The organism is Saccharopolyspora taberi, from assembly GCF_039534165.1.
Taxonomy (GTDB): Bacteria; Actinomycetota; Actinomycetes; order Mycobacteriales; family Pseudonocardiaceae; genus Saccharopolyspora_D; species Saccharopolyspora_D taberi.
Genome location: NZ_BAAAUX010000014.1, coordinates 708,437 through 721,754 on the forward strand (window position 1 = coordinate 708,437; position 13,318 = coordinate 721,754).

Annotated in this window: 16 protein-coding genes; 10 read left to right on the plus strand and 6 right to left on the minus strand. The window is 71.5% G+C overall.

Features of this window, described 5'->3' with window-relative positions; genetic code table 11:
• Positions 1 to 40 precede the first annotated feature (40 nt).
• From ABD691_RS17525 to ABD691_RS17540, 4 genes are all read left to right on the plus strand, one after another.
• A complete protein-coding gene (locus ABD691_RS17525; RefSeq protein ID WP_344680950.1) occupies positions 41 to 964 on the plus strand; it encodes a TetR/AcrR family transcriptional regulator in 924 nt (307 codons plus the stop codon).
• 136 nt (positions 965 to 1,100) lie between these two features.
• Positions 1,101 to 2,852 (plus strand): serine/threonine-protein kinase, encoded by a 1,752-nt coding sequence (locus ABD691_RS17530; protein WP_344680952.1) that lies wholly within the window; start codon positions 1,101 to 1,103, stop codon positions 2,850 to 2,852.
• Between the two features lie 73 nt (positions 2,853 to 2,925).
• Positions 2,926 to 3,720: an FHA domain-containing protein gene (locus ABD691_RS17535; RefSeq protein WP_344680954.1), complete on the plus strand. Its 795-nt coding sequence runs from the start codon at positions 2,926 to 2,928 to the stop codon at positions 3,718 to 3,720.
• Positions 3,717 to 3,956 (plus strand): hypothetical protein, encoded by a 240-nt coding sequence (locus tag ABD691_RS17540; protein WP_344680956.1) that lies wholly within the window; start codon positions 3,717 to 3,719, stop codon positions 3,954 to 3,956. The genes ABD691_RS17535 and ABD691_RS17540 overlap by 4 nt, the downstream gene beginning before the upstream one ends.
• Before the next feature lie 3 nt (positions 3,957 to 3,959).
• On the opposite strand, the gene ABD691_RS17545 is transcribed toward ABD691_RS17540, so the two are convergent.
• The 4 genes from ABD691_RS17545 to ABD691_RS17560 all read right to left on the minus strand — a co-directional run bounded on the left by ABD691_RS17545 (position 3,960) and on the right by ABD691_RS17560 (position 6,943).
• A complete protein-coding gene (locus tag ABD691_RS17545; RefSeq protein WP_344680958.1) occupies positions 3,960 to 4,538 on the minus strand; it encodes an antibiotic biosynthesis monooxygenase in 579 nt (192 codons plus the stop codon).
• Between the two features lie 77 nt (positions 4,539 to 4,615).
• Positions 4,616 to 5,692, minus strand: a complete 1,077-nt coding sequence (locus tag ABD691_RS17550) for a PrsW family intramembrane metalloprotease (RefSeq protein WP_344680960.1) — start codon at positions 5,690 to 5,692, stop codon at positions 4,616 to 4,618.
• Positions 5,689 to 6,240, minus strand: a complete 552-nt coding sequence (locus tag ABD691_RS17555) for a hypothetical protein (RefSeq protein ID WP_344680962.1) — start codon at positions 6,238 to 6,240, stop codon at positions 5,689 to 5,691. Before ABD691_RS17555 ends, ABD691_RS17550 begins: the two co-directional genes overlap by 4 nt.
• A gap of 91 nt (positions 6,241 to 6,331) precedes the next feature.
• A complete protein-coding gene (locus ABD691_RS17560) occupies positions 6,332 to 6,943 on the minus strand; it encodes an LURP-one-related family protein (protein WP_344680964.1) in 612 nt (203 codons plus the stop codon).
• Positions 6,944 to 7,070: 127 nt separating this feature from the next.
• On the opposite strand from ABD691_RS17560, the gene ABD691_RS17565 reads away from it, so the two are divergent.
• Together ABD691_RS17565 and ABD691_RS17570 are read left to right on the plus strand one after the other, a co-directional pair.
• The gene (locus ABD691_RS17565; RefSeq protein ID WP_344680966.1) at positions 7,071 to 7,520 is read left to right on the plus strand and encodes a helix-turn-helix domain-containing protein; all 450 of its coding nucleotides are present in this window, start codon (positions 7,071 to 7,073) and stop codon (positions 7,518 to 7,520) included.
• Positions 7,513 to 7,875: a DUF4180 domain-containing protein gene (locus tag ABD691_RS17570; RefSeq protein WP_344680968.1), complete on the plus strand. Its 363-nt coding sequence runs from the start codon at positions 7,513 to 7,515 to the stop codon at positions 7,873 to 7,875. The genes ABD691_RS17565 and ABD691_RS17570 overlap by 8 nt, the downstream gene beginning before the upstream one ends.
• 76 nt (positions 7,876 to 7,951) lie before the next feature.
• Here ABD691_RS17570 and ABD691_RS17575 read toward each other — a convergent pair whose 3' ends face one another.
• On the minus strand, positions 7,952 to 9,412 hold the full coding sequence (locus ABD691_RS17575; RefSeq protein ID WP_344680970.1) for a DHA2 family efflux MFS transporter permease subunit: 1,461 nt from the start codon (positions 9,410 to 9,412) through the stop codon (positions 7,952 to 7,954).
• 545 nt (positions 9,413 to 9,957) lie between these two features.
• Positions 9,958 to 10,662 (minus strand): SDR family oxidoreductase, encoded by a 705-nt coding sequence (locus ABD691_RS17580; protein WP_344680972.1) that lies wholly within the window; start codon positions 10,660 to 10,662, stop codon positions 9,958 to 9,960.
• Positions 10,663 to 10,843: 181 nt separating this feature from the next.
• Here ABD691_RS17580 and ABD691_RS17585 point away from each other — a divergent pair, with 181 nt between their 5' ends.
• The 4 genes from ABD691_RS17585 to ABD691_RS17600 all read left to right on the plus strand — a co-directional run bounded on the left by ABD691_RS17585 (position 10,844) and on the right by ABD691_RS17600 (position 13,317).
• On the plus strand, positions 10,844 to 11,104 hold the full coding sequence (locus ABD691_RS17585; RefSeq protein WP_344680974.1) for an SH3 domain-containing protein: 261 nt from the start codon (positions 10,844 to 10,846) through the stop codon (positions 11,102 to 11,104).
• 110 nt (positions 11,105 to 11,214) lie between these two features.
• Positions 11,215 to 11,874 (plus strand): transcriptional repressor LexA, encoded by a 660-nt coding sequence (gene lexA / locus ABD691_RS17590; RefSeq protein WP_344680976.1) that lies wholly within the window; start codon positions 11,215 to 11,217, stop codon positions 11,872 to 11,874.
• 164 nt (positions 11,875 to 12,038) lie between these two features.
• A complete protein-coding gene (locus ABD691_RS17595) occupies positions 12,039 to 12,809 on the plus strand; it encodes an MBL fold metallo-hydrolase (RefSeq protein WP_344680978.1) in 771 nt (256 codons plus the stop codon).
• Positions 12,810 to 12,891: 82 nt separating this feature from the next.
• A complete protein-coding gene (locus tag ABD691_RS17600) occupies positions 12,892 to 13,317 on the plus strand; it encodes a Fur family transcriptional regulator (RefSeq protein ID WP_344680980.1) in 426 nt (141 codons plus the stop codon).
• Position 13,318: the final 1 nt, after the last annotated feature.

The following is a 13,318-nucleotide window of genomic DNA, read 5'->3' on the forward strand; positions in this document are numbered from 1 at the left end:
ACTTGAGACACCGTATCCCAAGTACGGAAGGACGGCCACCATGACCTCGGGCAAGCCCCCCGCCGGCGCCGACAAGCCCCCTGCGACCTCCAGTAAGCCCCCCGCGACCTCCGACAAGCCCGCCGCAGGGCTGCCCCGCCGCAGGCAGCGCCTGTCCGACCAGGAGACCGAGCAGCGGATGCTGGCCGCGGCGCTGGGCATGGTCCACCGCGCCGGGCTGACCGTGAGCCTCGACCACATCAGCTTCGAGGACGTCATCCGCGAGGCCGGGGTCTCGCGCAGCGCCGTCTACCGCCGGTGGCCGTACAAGGACCTGTTCTTCAGCGATCTGCTCAAGGAGCTGGCCAAGGGATCGAGCCCGGCGATCGCGGGTACCAACCCGCGGGCCGTCACCGCCGTCAACCGCATCCTGCTGGAGCGCCTGGACTGGCTCACCGACCCCGGGCGCCGGATGGCGCTGGCGGGCGAGGCACTGCGGCAGTCGGCGCTGGCGGAGTTCGAGACCTTCCACGAATCCCCGGAGTGGCGCACCTACTTCGCGCTGCACGCGACGTTTCTCAGCCTCCCTGACGGGGACCTGCGCGACGACGTGCAGACGGCGCTCACCACAGCGGAGCGGGCGCTCATCACCGGGCTCGCGACCTCCTACGAACGGGTCACCCAGCTCCTCGGGCTGCGGCTGCGCCCGCAGCACGGCGCCGGGTTCACCACGATCGCCGGGCTGGCCAGCGCCCTCATCCGGGGGCTCGTGCTGATGGCGCCGACCAATCCGGCCGTCGCGACCGAGCGGTTCGACGCGAACCCCTTCGGCGCACCGGAGCAGGCGAGCTGGTCGCCGCCCGCGCTCGGCATGGCGTCGGTGGTGCTGAGCCACCTCGAACCCGACCCGGAGGTCGAGTTCGACGAGCAGCGCCTCGCCACCGTCCGCGAGGCCATCGAGCGCGGGGACTGGGCGAAGGGCTGATCAGGTCCACATCGGACAGTCCTGGTCCGGCATATGCCAGCAGATCTTCGAGACCGGTCCCGGATAGCGGTCCCGGTGCACTATGGTTGCGCCGTCCTGCCCACGGGTTGGCCCGGCTCGGGGAAGCGGAGGGGCGATGCGCAGCGGTCAGCTGGTCGGCGGCCGGTACCGGCTGGAGGACCAGATCGGATCCGGCGGCAACGGGGTGGTCTGGCGGGGCACCGACGAGGAGCTGTACCGGAAGGTCGCGCTCAAGCACGCGGTTTCCTGGGACGGCGGCGCCGGTTCCGAGCACATCGGCCGCCTGAAGCGGGAAGCCAAGATCCTGGCGCAGGTCAACCACCCCAACGTCGTCACGGTCCACGACGTGGTGTCCGACAACGGGCAGTGGTGGCTGGTGATGGAGCACGTGCCCGCCCGGGACCTCGCGGCGCACGGGACGCTGCCGCCGCAGCGGGTGGCCCGCATCGGCGCGCAGCTGGCCTCGGCGCTGGCGCGGGTGCACGAGAGCGGCATCGTGCACCGCGACATCAAGCCCGGCAACGTGCTGGTCACCGAGGACGGCCATCCGAAGCTGGGTGACTTCGGGATCTCCCGGGTCGTGCACGGCGAGGTCACGCTGACCGACAGCGCACTGATCACCGGAACCCCCGGCTACCTCGCGCCCGAGGTGGCCAGGAGCGAGGATCCCACCGCCGCCTCGGACGTCTTCTCCCTCGGCGCCACGCTGTTCGCCGCCGTGGAAGGCGTCTCGCCGTACGGAACCTCCGACGACGCCCGCGTCCTCGTGCGGCGAGCGGCGGCAGGCGACGTCGACGCACCGCGCCGCGCCGGAGCGCTGGGGCCTGCGCTCTCGGCGATGCTGAAGGTCAATCCCGCGAAGCGGCCGACCGCGGCGCAGGTCAGAACGATGCTGGAGAACATCACCGAGGACGAGCCGCGGGCCCGCTGGTGGCCGAAGGCCGTCGTGGGCGTCGCGCTGGCGGCGGTGCTGGCGATCGGTGCCTGGCTGGTTTTCGGGCCGCCGTTCGGTTCGGCCGACGACATCCCCGCCCCGGCGTCAGCGCTCGGCGACCCGCTCACCGCGGACCCGTGCGCTCTCATCGACCCGGTCCCGCTGGCGCGGTTCGGCGACGCCGACGAGGACGCGAACTACGGCAACTTCAACAGGTGCGACGTCATCGTGCGCTCGGGAGAGAGCGAAGTGGACGTGGAGGCACTGCTCATCAACGCGGAACTCCCGCCCCAGGAGCGGAACGCGTCGGTGCGCGGGTTCGGACTTGTGCGTGAACCGCCCGAAGGCCGCGAGTGCGCCCGGACACTGCTGCTCTCCGACCAGGTCCACGTCCGGATCACCGCCGACCAGGACGGCAACGGCCCGGCGGACCTGTGCGGCATGGCCGACACCGCCGTGGACACCGCGACCGCGGCGCTGTCCGGAGGCGAACTCCCGCGCAGACCCGCCCCCGATCCGGGTTCGCTGATCGACGCCGACGCCTGCGGGATCCTCGACAACGAGGCGCTGATCCGGTTCCCCGGTGTGGACGCCAACAACCCGGACCCGGGCTTCGGCGGCTGGACGTGCCGCTGGCGCAGCACCACCAGCCCGCTCTCGCTGCTGGTCCGGTTCGACCGGGACCAGCCGCCCAACGCCGACGACGGCAGGCCCGTCCGGCTCGGCGGCCGGTCGGCGTTCGTCGAACCCGGCGGTTACGGCGAGCAGTCCTGCCAGGTGAGCGTGGTGCACCGGCACTTCACCGGGACGGACGGGGAAGACCTGGCGGAGCTGATGCTCGTCGTTGTCACGGGCGAGCAGCCGCCCGACCGGCTGTGCGAGCTGGCGACCGGCCTCGCCGAACCCGCCGCGCTCCGGCTGCCACCTGCCTGATCCGGGAGCGGTCCCGAGCGGGCCTGCCATCCTCTCCGGACAGCTGGAAGCGGGCGCTTTTTCGGAGGGTGACGTGAACGGCAACCTGAAGATCGCTGGGGGTCGTCCGCTTCCAGCCGCGCACAGCAGCCTGGTGCTCGGCGTGCCGGACTCGGCACCGGGCACCATCCACGCCCTGGCGCTGTCCGGCGGCATCGCGGTCCGGCCGCGGGAGGGACGCACGATCCTGTTCGGACGCAACCGCCCGGAGGTGCACGTCTGCATCGGCGAGGACGACCGGCGGGTCAGCAGGCACCACGGCCTGCTGACCTGCCACCGGGACCGCTGGTGGGTCGGCAACACCGGGCGGCTGCCGATCCGGCTGCCCGGCTCCCGGCTGCTGTTCACCGATGACGAGCCCGTTCCCGTCGCGGAGGGCTACACCCCGCTGTTCGTGCGCGGTTCGGGCGGGCGCGAGCACCTGCTGGAGCTGTACGTGGCGGGCCCGGACGGACGGCCGCCCGCGTCCCGGCACGCCGATCCCACCCAGCCGCCCCGGACCTGGCGGCTGTCGGCGACCGAGAAGCTGGTGCTGGTGGTGCTGGCGCAGCGCTACCTGCTGCACGAGGCGCACCCGCAGCCGCTGACCTGGCGGCAGGCGGCGCTGCACCTCGCCGAGCTGCAACCGGAAGCGGGCTGGACGGCCAAGCGGGTCGAGCACGACGTGGTCGCGGTGCGGTCCAGGCTGTCGCGCGACGGCGTCACCGGGCTCACCCGCGACGAGGTCGGCGAGCCGGTCGGCAACACCCTGAACGACAACCTGGTCCGCGAGCTCATGGCCAGCACCACCCTGGTTCCCCCGGACCTGCGGCTGCTCAGCGATCCTTGAGCCGGCAGCTCCGCGAACGGCGCGGGGTTCAGGAATCCGACCGCCAGGATCGTGCGCAGCGTCAGCGCTTACTGCTGGCCAGGGCCAGCCGTCAGGTCATGGAGCACTGCGGCGACATCGTCACGATGAGCACCGGCGTCCACGACAGCCTCGTCACCGACGCCGGCTGGTCCCTCGACGACTACGAGCGCTGGCTCAGGGAAACGTTGATCAACGCGCTTCTGCGCTCCGAATGACCGTCACGTAGACCAGCTGTCGAGCAGGTGGTAGCGCAGCCCGCGGAGCGGGCGGACGCCCGGTGTTCCGGCGAAGATCTCGTAGAGCTCGTCGTGGTTCCCGCTCTCGGTCGCTTCCAGGTGCGCTTGCTCGGTCGTCCACTCCGTGTAGTTGAGGACCCGGGTGCCGTCGGTGCTCAGGTGGAAGTGCGCCGAGATCGCTCCGGGGTGTCCGTCCTCGTCCGGCAGCGCGGCGATGAGCGAGTCGACGAAGGTCCGCTGCCGCTCGGGTCCGTCCACATCGAACACCGCGGTGACCAGGCAGCCCGGCACCCGCGCTTCGTCGGTCCGGGCCAGGCTGCGGTAGAGCCGGTAGCGGACACCGGTCTCGCCCACGGGCTCATCCGCCCACTGCGCGTAGGTCAGAACGCTCTCCCCGTCAGTGCTGGCGAACCAGCTGACCGACACGAGACCGCTGTGCCGCACCCGGTCGTCCGCGCGGACCAGATCCCGCTGCCGCTCAACCCCTCCGGCGTACTGCGGCGTGATCACAGCAGTGGTCACGTCCGGCCGCGCGACGACGGGGAAAGTGCTGTCTGCCAAGGAGGCTCCTTTGCCGGCGGGGTCGCCGGATTCTGCCCCGGCAGCAGAGCTCTCAGCCACCGGTTTTCGCGCGGTGCTCAGCCGTGAACCGGCGTCGGACGCAGCCCGGCGACCGCCCAACGCCGTTGTGCGACAACGGGATCGGCTTCCGGAGCCGGGCTGTCGTGGCGAGCGCGGGCGAGCGCGATGAAGGCGCGCTGCCGCCGCGCGCCCAGCTTCGCGCGGCGGCGGCTCCGGCGGGTGCGCATCGCGGCCAGCTCCTCCGGAGTGATCACGTCGGGGTGCTCGCCCGCGAGGTTGGCGGCGAACCACCGCCACGACAGCCGGTCCGCCCATCCCACGACGACCGCGAACGCGGCCAGGATCACCGCGGTCTTGACCGCGATTCCCAGGAATCCGTCCAGCACGGTCTCGAACCACAGCAGCGGTGAGTTCCAGAACCAGTGCGCCGCGTAGGCCAGCGCGAACATCCCGCCCGCCACCAGCCACCGGTGGGCTGCCGACCGCCCGGCACGGGTCAGCACGTAGCCCACGCCGAAGCCGGCGAACCCGGAGAACACCCAGTGCGACGCGAGACCCGCCGCCGACCGGGCCACCAGCACCTCCACCGCGGCTCCGGCATCGCTGTTGGGCGCCTCGGAGGCCGCGAGCAGGCAGTAGCTGAGGTTCTCGACCAGCTGGAAGCCGAGGCCGACCGCCATCCCGAGACCAAGCCCGTCGGCGGGCCTTCGGATGTGCTCCCTCGCGATGCACGCCACCGCGACGATCCCGGCGAGCTTGACCGTCTCCTCGCTCGTCGGCGCCACCCAGGCGGCCGACCAGTCGACGGCGTGCGCCCGGCCGCTGATCTTGATCACCACCGAGCCCAGCACCTCGTTGGCCACCGAGGCGACGCTCACCGCGGCCAGCCCGCCCCACACCAGCCCGGCCCAGCGGGCGGTGGCCGGCGGCCGGTCCGGACCCTGCACCAGGGCGAGGACGACCACCATCACCGGCCCGAGGACAACAACCCCGCCCAGCGCGGGAAGCACCGCGCCGGGAGCTATGAACCCGGCGAAGACCTGGGACAGCACGGTCACCAAGCCACCGAGGAACACCATCACCGCGTACACCCAGAAGACCAGCCTGCGCGGCTGCCAGAAAGCGCGGTTCACCGGTACACCTCGACCGAGCCGACGACGTCCTCCAGCAGCTGCCGGGCGTGCGCGCCCTTGGCCTGCACGGACAACGCGACCGAATCCCTGCCCACCACCGCGACTTCCGTCCTCGACGACCCCTCCCCCAGCACTCCGCGCTTCCCGGAAAAGCCGGTGGGAGTCGCGATCGGGCCGGTGCCGGTGAGCCGGTCCGTCCACTCCTCGAAGGACAGCCGCCGGATCTCCCGGTCGAAGTACACGGCGCGGTCCTCCACGTCCTGGTTCAGAATCACGGTGACCTTCTCGTCCCCGTGCGTCGCGCTGACCTTGTTCCGCTCCAGCACGTCGGGATCGAGCACCCAGCCCGCGGGCAACCGCAACCGCGCCTTCCAGTCCTCCGGCGACACCATCAGTTCGTGCACTCCGTCCCGGGAGACAGTGCTGCCCTCGGCAGGCAACTGGCGGTCGACCAGCAGCGGAACGACCAGCACCACGGCCACGAGGAGGACCACGAACAGCGCCGCGCCCTTGGTCCGGACTTTGCCGGAACGGGCCTGAGGTAACAAGAATCTCTCCAGAGTCCGAAAAGGACAGAGCGGGCCGGCGGGATCCGGCCGGGCCGGCGGGGACTGGGCGGGTCAGCCGGGCCTGGGCGGGTCAGCGGGACTGGAGCGCGTCCAGCGCGACCGCCTGGGCGAGCACCAGCCTGCGGTCCAGGGATCCGTCCTCGATCCGGACCAGGTAGTGGTCCCGGAAGCGGGTCTTCTTGTCCACGGTGCCGAGCGTGGCGCCGTCGCGGACGAAGTCGAAGTGGTACTTCAGCGGGAACGGCAGGTCGCCCACCCACGGGATGACGTCCCAGACCCGCCGGAACAGCGCGAGACCCATGCTGCGCTCGGTGATGCTGATGGAAGGCTGGCCCGGCTGGTCGAACTGCCAGGTGGAGCGCAGCAGCGACTTGCCGAACTTCTTGCCGAACACGCCGACCTGCTGGCCGTCGGGGGTCACCACGTCGTAGGCGCTGGCGAGGTCGATCACCTTGCGGGCCTTGAAAGACGCGAGCACGGACCGCTTGTCCTCGTCGGCGTAGAGGGTCACGTGTTCCTTGAACGTCATGCGCTTCTGCTCGACGAAGGCCACGAGCGCACCTGGCTGACCCGCGCCGTCATCGGCGAAGATCCTGTACCGGTTCACCATCATGGTGACCTTCTGGTGCACGTGGAACTGTTGCTGCGCCTGCAATTCCTGGATGTTCACTCGAACCCTCACGCGTGTTTCCGGCACCCCCGGCGCCGCGCCCCTCAAGTCGGCGCCCATCGTACTGACGTTTGACTCCTCCGCGGGTCGATTGCAACAAAGTTCCCTATCGTTCCCCGAGCAAGCTATATTGGGATCGATGAGTGATGAAATGTACTCCGTCGAGCAGGTCGCCGAGCGGCTCGGCCTGCACGTGCGCACCGTGCGCGGCTACATCCGCACCGGCCGGCTCAAGGCGGTGCGGATCGGCAAGCAGTACCGGATCGCCCGCGCCGACCTCGACGAGCTGACCGGGCGTACCGCGCCGCCGCCCGCCGCCTCCGCCGTGGAGGTGTCGAGCATCGTGCAGATCGACGGTGTCGACCGCGCCGCCGCCGACCGGCTGGGCACGCTGGTGCTCAGCGGCGTGAACACCGGCCGCGACGCGGCGCACCCGCTGCGAGTCCAGACCGTCCACGACGCGGTCCGGAACCGGCTCAAGATCGTGGTCCTCGGCGGCGCGGCCGACACCGCGGCGGTGCTGAACATGCTCGACTCGGTGCTGGCGGGCGACAACGGCCTGCTCGGCGGGGAGGGCGGCGATGCCTGACGTGATCGAGGAGCGCGCCGGAGTGCCGGTGCTGGTGTGCGATCCGGCGGGCCCGCCGGTGGCCACCGAGCAGGACGCGCTGGACCTGATCGGCGCGACCTACCTCGGCGCCGAGGTCGTGGCGCTGCCCGCGAACCGGCTCGACGAGCGGTTCTTCTCGCTGGGCACCCGGTTCGCGGGCGAGGTCATGCAGAAGTTCGTCAACTACCGGGTGCGCCTGGCCGTCATCGGCGACATCTCCGGCCACCTCGCGGCGAGTTCCGCCCTGCGGGCCCTGGTCCACGAGTCGAACCGGGCAGGGCACGTGTGGTTCCTCCCCGATCTCGCCGCCCTGGACGACCGCCTGCGCTCGTGACGGCCACCCGCGCCGTCCGACAGCAAGTGGCCCGCCGAGCCTGGGGCTCGACGGGCCACTTCGGTCTGATCCGGGCTCAGCCCACGGTCGCCTCGACCTTCTCCGGTTCCACGGGCGCAGGCGTGCGCTGGAGGAACAGCGACACGACGAACGCCAGCACCCCGATGCCGCCCGCGACGACGAACGCCGTGCGCAGACCCGCCGCGTCGGGCGAGGGCAGCGCACCGGTGCTGCTCAGGGAAGCGATGGTGACGAACACGGCGGTGCCGAACGCACCCGCGACCTGCTGGAGCGTGGCCATGATCGCGCTGCCGTGCGAGTACAGCTGGTCCGGCAGCGAGCTCAGCGCCGAGGTCATCAGCGGCGCCATCATCATCCCCAGCCCGCCCATGAGCAGGACGTGGATGACCACCACGGCGGCCAGCGGCGAGCCCGGCCCGAGCACCGCGAACAGCGACAGCGAGACCGCCATGGCCGCCGCGCCCGGGATCACCAGCGGGCGCGCGCCGTAGCGGTCGAACAGCCGTCCGACCGGCCGCCCGAGCAGGCCGAGGACCAGACCGCCGGGCAGCACGGCCAGGCCGGTGGCGAACGTGCTGGCGTGCAGCACGGTCTGCAGGTACAGCGGCAGCAGGATCGCACCCGCGCCCAGCAGGCACATGAACAGCAGGGCGGTCATGATCAGCGACACGACGAACGAGCGGTGGTTGAACGGCCGCAGGTCGAGCAGCGCGCGGTCCTGGCGCTGGAGGCTGACCTGGCGCAGCACGAAGCCGGCGGTGGCCGCGACGCCGACCGCGATCGGGATCCACGGCGAGACCGCGTGCTCCGCGCCGCCCGACTCACCGATGGACGACAGGCCGTAGAGGATGCCGCCGAAGCCGATGGCCGACAGCGGCACCGAGATCAGGTCCAGCGGCACCGAACGGGTCTCGGTGTCCAGCCGCATCCACACCGCGCCGACGACCAGCGCCACCACGGCCAGCGGAAGCACGATCCAGAACATCCAGCGCCAGCCCAGCGAGGCCAGCACCGCACCGCCGATGGTCGGCCCCACCGCGGGCGCCACCGCGATGACGATGGTGATCGTGCCCATCGTCGCGCCGCGCTTGGCCGGCGGCACCAGGCGCATCACCGAGGTCATCAGCAGCGGCATCATGACCGCGGTGCCGCACGCCTGGACCACCCGCCCGGCCAGCAGCACCTCGAAGCCCGGTGCGAGCCCGCTGAGCAGCGTGCCCGCGCCGAACAGCGTCAGCGAGGCCATGAAGACCTGCCGCGGGGTGAAGCGTTCCAGCAGGTAACCGGTGGTGGGGATGACCACGGCCATGGTCAGCAGGAAGCCGCTGGTCAGCCACTGCACGGTGGTGGTCGGGACCTCGAGGTCGATGCTGAGGTCGCGTAACGCGACGCTCAGGATCGTCTCGTTGAGGATCATCACGAACGCCGAGACGACCAGCACCCAGATCAGCACCGGGGCTCCCGGTGGTGCCTCGTCGCGGTCGGGGCCCGTGGCCTCGGTGGTGGAGTCGATCATGGTTTGGAGCACACCTCGCAGCTGTACGTCGGCGCGTCCGCCGACCCGGCCCCCGGCGGGAGCCGTCTGGTTGAGCAGAAGATCAATGGATCCGGGTCTGCGCGGCGGCGCCGCCACCGGCCCGCCTCGGCGACCGGCCCGGTCCACGCGGGCCGTTCGCTTCCGAGCAGCGGTCGGCGGGCGCTTCGGCGGCCGGGCGCCAATCCCGGGCCGAGCGCGCAGGGGACGTCGATGTCCTGGCCGAGCACCTCCACCGCGGATCGTCCGTACTTCCAGCACCCCGGCACGTGGCCCGGGCCCTGGCAGGCCGGCCGATCACGTCCGGGTCGGAGGCCGACTGCGCCGAGCGGTCGTCCGCCCGGCTGCCTGCCCCCTGCCGGACGGTGTAGCACTGGACCCCGACAAACTGGGGTCCTGGCAAGACTCGGGACCCGTCAGAAACCGGGAACCGACGAGGTCAGCGCTCGGCCTCGACCAGAGTAGCCGAACGCGGGCGGCCACCGCCCGCTGTTTTCCACATGTTCCGGCGCCGGCGGCGGAACGCGTCAGCTGATCGACTCCCCGCCGTCGATCGTCAGATTCGCGCCGTTCATCGACCCGTTGCGCAGCAGGAACTCCACCGCGTCCACGACGTCGCCGAGGGTGACCAGCCGCCCGGTGGGCACCCTGGCCCGGGTGGCGCCGAGCACGTCCTGCCGGTCCGCCCAGTGCGGGCTGTCGCCGATGAGCCCGGGGTGCACGGCGTTGACGCGGATCGGCGCGAGCTCGGCCGCCAGCGAGCGGACCAGCGCCCCGACACCTCCGGTGACGGTGGTCATCGTGGTCGATCCCGGCCGGGGCCGGTCCCGGGCGAGGCCGCCGACCAGCACGATCGAGGCGTCCGCGCGCATCCGGGCGGCCAGCGCGTGCACCACCTCGACGTAGCCGACCAGCTTCATCGTGACCAGCCGGGACGCCGAGGCGATGTCGAACTCGCGCACCGTGTTGGGGTCCCGCTCGACCGCTGTGACCACCAGGTGACGCACAGTGCCCACTGTGGACAACGCGTCAGCGATGCCCGCGGGCCGCGCCAGATCCACCGCCAGCCCCCGCGCCGTTGCGCCGATCGACGCAGCCGCCGCGTCCGCCCGGCCGGCGTCACGGCCGCACACCACGACCTCCTCGCCGCGCTCGGCGAGGGCGGCAGCGACCCGCAGCCCCAGCCCCGCGGTACCGCCCACGACGACGGAACACCCGTTCCCCTCGGACACGACACCCCCAAAAAGACCTATGTGGACAGTGACTTCCAGGCGCGGGCACTGCGCCGTTCGGCCGAACCACGCGCGGAACGGACCGACGCGGCGGCCAAGTCTGGCACGGTCCAGCCCGAATCCGGCCGACCCGGGTTCGAAGGGGAAAACCGATCGCGCAGCGATGCGCATGGGGGGACGCATGTCGGAGACGGACAAGTCGAAGGCGGTCTGGGTCGAGGCGGTCGAGGACGGCGTGAACATCCGGACCCAGCCCAGCACCGACGCCACGATCGTCGCGCAGATGCAGCGGGGAGACCGCATCATCGCCACCGGCGACGCGGTGGACGGCGGCGCCTACGGTCCGGTCTGCGGTCAGGGCGGCGGCAACTGGTGGCTGCCCGTCGACCACTTCGGGACGATCCGCTACGTGACGTGGGTCTGCGTCCGCGACGTCGTCTAGGGCATGATCCGCCCGCGCTCCCGCGTCCGGCGCGGGAGCGCGGGCACCCGCCGGATGATCATCGGCGACCGGTGACCTGGCCGCGAACGCCTGCCTCTACCATTCCGCGGGTGACCGCCTACGACGATCTCGATCCGTTCGACCACCTCGACGCCTCGTCCCTGCCGGAACGCCAGCAGCGGATCCTGGTCGCGATCCGGGACTGGGTGGTCAGACACGGGTACGCGCCGAGCACGCGGCAGATCGGCGACGCCGTCGGCCTGCGGTCCTCGTCGTCGGTGTCCAAGCACCTGGCCAGCCTGGAGGCGAAGGGCTTCCTGCACCGCAGCCCCACCGTGTCGCGGCCGATCGACGTGCGCGCGTTCCTGCGCTCGGCGGCGCCGGAACCGGCCGCCGACTCGGTGCCCGTGCCCGTGGTCGGCGACATCGCCGCGGGCACCCCCATCGCCGCCGACGAGCACGTCGACGACGTGCTGACGCTGCCGCGCGGGATCACCGGCCGCGGCAACGTCTTCGGCCTGCGGGTCCGCGGCGACTCGATGGTCGACGCGGCGATCTGCGACGGCGACATCGTCGTGGTGCGCCAGCAGTCCGAGGCCCACTCCGGTCAGATCGTGGCCGCGATGATCGACGACGAGGCCACCGTCAAGGTCTACCGCCGCCGCAACGGCCACGTCTTCCTCGAACCGCGCAACCCGGACTACGAGGTCATCGACGGCGACCACGCCGTCGTGCTCGGCACCGTCGTCTCGGTGCTGCGCAGCGTCTGAGCCCGGTCAGCCGTTCGGGTATTCGCGGAGCACGGTCCGGTTCCGGGCCCAATACTTGCCTGCGGCCGCGGTTCCGGCTGCCACACCCCGGACGATCTCGCGGCACGCCGACCGTCGCGCCGGTGGACCACCGGCCTGGAACCGTACCGCGGAGATGATCCTCAATGGAGCTGACCGTCCTCGGCTGTTCGGGAAGCGCTCCGGCACCGCAGTCCCCGTCGTCGGGATACCTGCTGCGCTCCGGTGACAGCCTGATCGCGATCGACCTCGGAAACGGCACCATGGGGCCGCTGCAACGCTTCGCCGACCCGTTCGACCTCGACGCGCTGCTGCTGACCCACCTGCACCCGGACCACTGCGCCGACACCTCGCCGCTGGTGGTTTACCTGCGCTTCCGGCCGAACCCGCCTTACGACATCAAGCAGCGGCGGCTCCCGGTGTACGCACCGCCCGAAGCGCCGAGCCGGCTTGCCGCGATCTTCGCGCCCAGCAAGGAAGAACTCGCCGAGACCGATCTGTCGGACACCTTCGAGTTCCGGCCCCCGCCGGTCGAGCCGGTGCGCATCGGCGCGTTCGACATCCGCGCGATTCCGGTCGACCACCTCTGCCCGACCTGGGGCCTGCGGATCGAGGCGGAGGGGCGGGTCTTCGCCTTCACCGGCGACACCGGGCCCAGCGACGGGATCGCCAAGCTCGCCGCCGGGGCCGACGTGCTGCTGGCCGAGGCGTCCTGGCTGGACCACCCGGACCAGCCCGCCGGAATGCACCTGTCCGGGAAGCAGGCGGGTGCCGCCGCGGCCTCGGCGGGCGCCGCCCGGCTGCTGCTGACCCATTACTCACCGTGGACCGACCAGGACGCGCTCCTCAAGGAAGCTTCCGACGCCTTCGGCGGGCCAACCGAACTCGTGAGGGCCGACGCGACCTACCCGATCTGACCACGTCGCGGGCTCCCGGCAGGGCATATCTGGATCGGATCGTTTATTTGACTTGTTCCAGAAAACCTGGTTGGCTGTCGCCATGCCGACCATCGATGCCGCCGCCCTCCTGCGGGGGGCGTCACTGCGGGTGACTCGTCCGCGGGTCGCCGTGCTGGCGATGGTCGCCGACAACCCGCACTCGGACACCGACACCATCGCGAACGCGGTCCGCCGCGAGCTCGGTTCGGTGTCCACCCAGGCGGTCTACGACGTGCTGCGCGCGCTGACCGAGGCCGGCCTGGTCCGTCGCATCGAACCGGCGGGCTCGCCCGCCAGGTTCGAGACCCGGGTGGGCGACAACCACCACCACTTGGTGTGCCGCGCCTGCGGCGCCATCGCGGACGTCAGCTGCGCGGTGGGCGAAGCACCGTGCCTCCACGCCGAGGACCACCACGGATTCGCGCTCGACGAGGCCGAGGTGACCTTCTGGGGCACCTGCCCGGACTGCCTCACCCGCGCCGAGTGAT

Excerpts from the sequence above, each read along its gene's own strand:
- ABD691_RS17600 (WP_344680980.1), top strand. The coding sequence starts at position 12,892 with ATGCCGACCATCGATGCCGCCGCCCTCCTGCGGGGGGCGTCACTGCGG.
- ABD691_RS17525 (WP_344680950.1), top strand. The coding sequence starts at position 41 with ATGACCTCGGGCAAGCCCCCCGCCGGCGCCGACAAGCCCCCTGCGACC.
- ABD691_RS17530 (WP_344680952.1), top strand. The coding sequence starts at position 1,101 with ATGCGCAGCGGTCAGCTGGTCGGCGGCCGGTACCGGCTGGAGGACCAG.
- ABD691_RS17565 (WP_344680966.1), top strand. The coding sequence starts at position 7,071 with ATGAGTGATGAAATGTACTCCGTCGAGCAGGTCGCCGAGCGGCTCGGC.
- ABD691_RS17570 (WP_344680968.1), top strand. The coding sequence starts at position 7,513 with ATGCCTGACGTGATCGAGGAGCGCGCCGGAGTGCCGGTGCTGGTGTGC.
- ABD691_RS17595 (WP_344680978.1), top strand. The coding sequence starts at position 12,039 with ATGGAGCTGACCGTCCTCGGCTGTTCGGGAAGCGCTCCGGCACCGCAG.
- ABD691_RS17585 (WP_344680974.1), top strand. The coding sequence starts at position 10,844 with ATGTCGGAGACGGACAAGTCGAAGGCGGTCTGGGTCGAGGCGGTCGAG.
- ABD691_RS17575 (WP_344680970.1), bottom strand. The coding sequence starts at position 9,412 with ATGATCGACTCCACCACCGAGGCCACGGGCCCCGACCGCGACGAGGCA.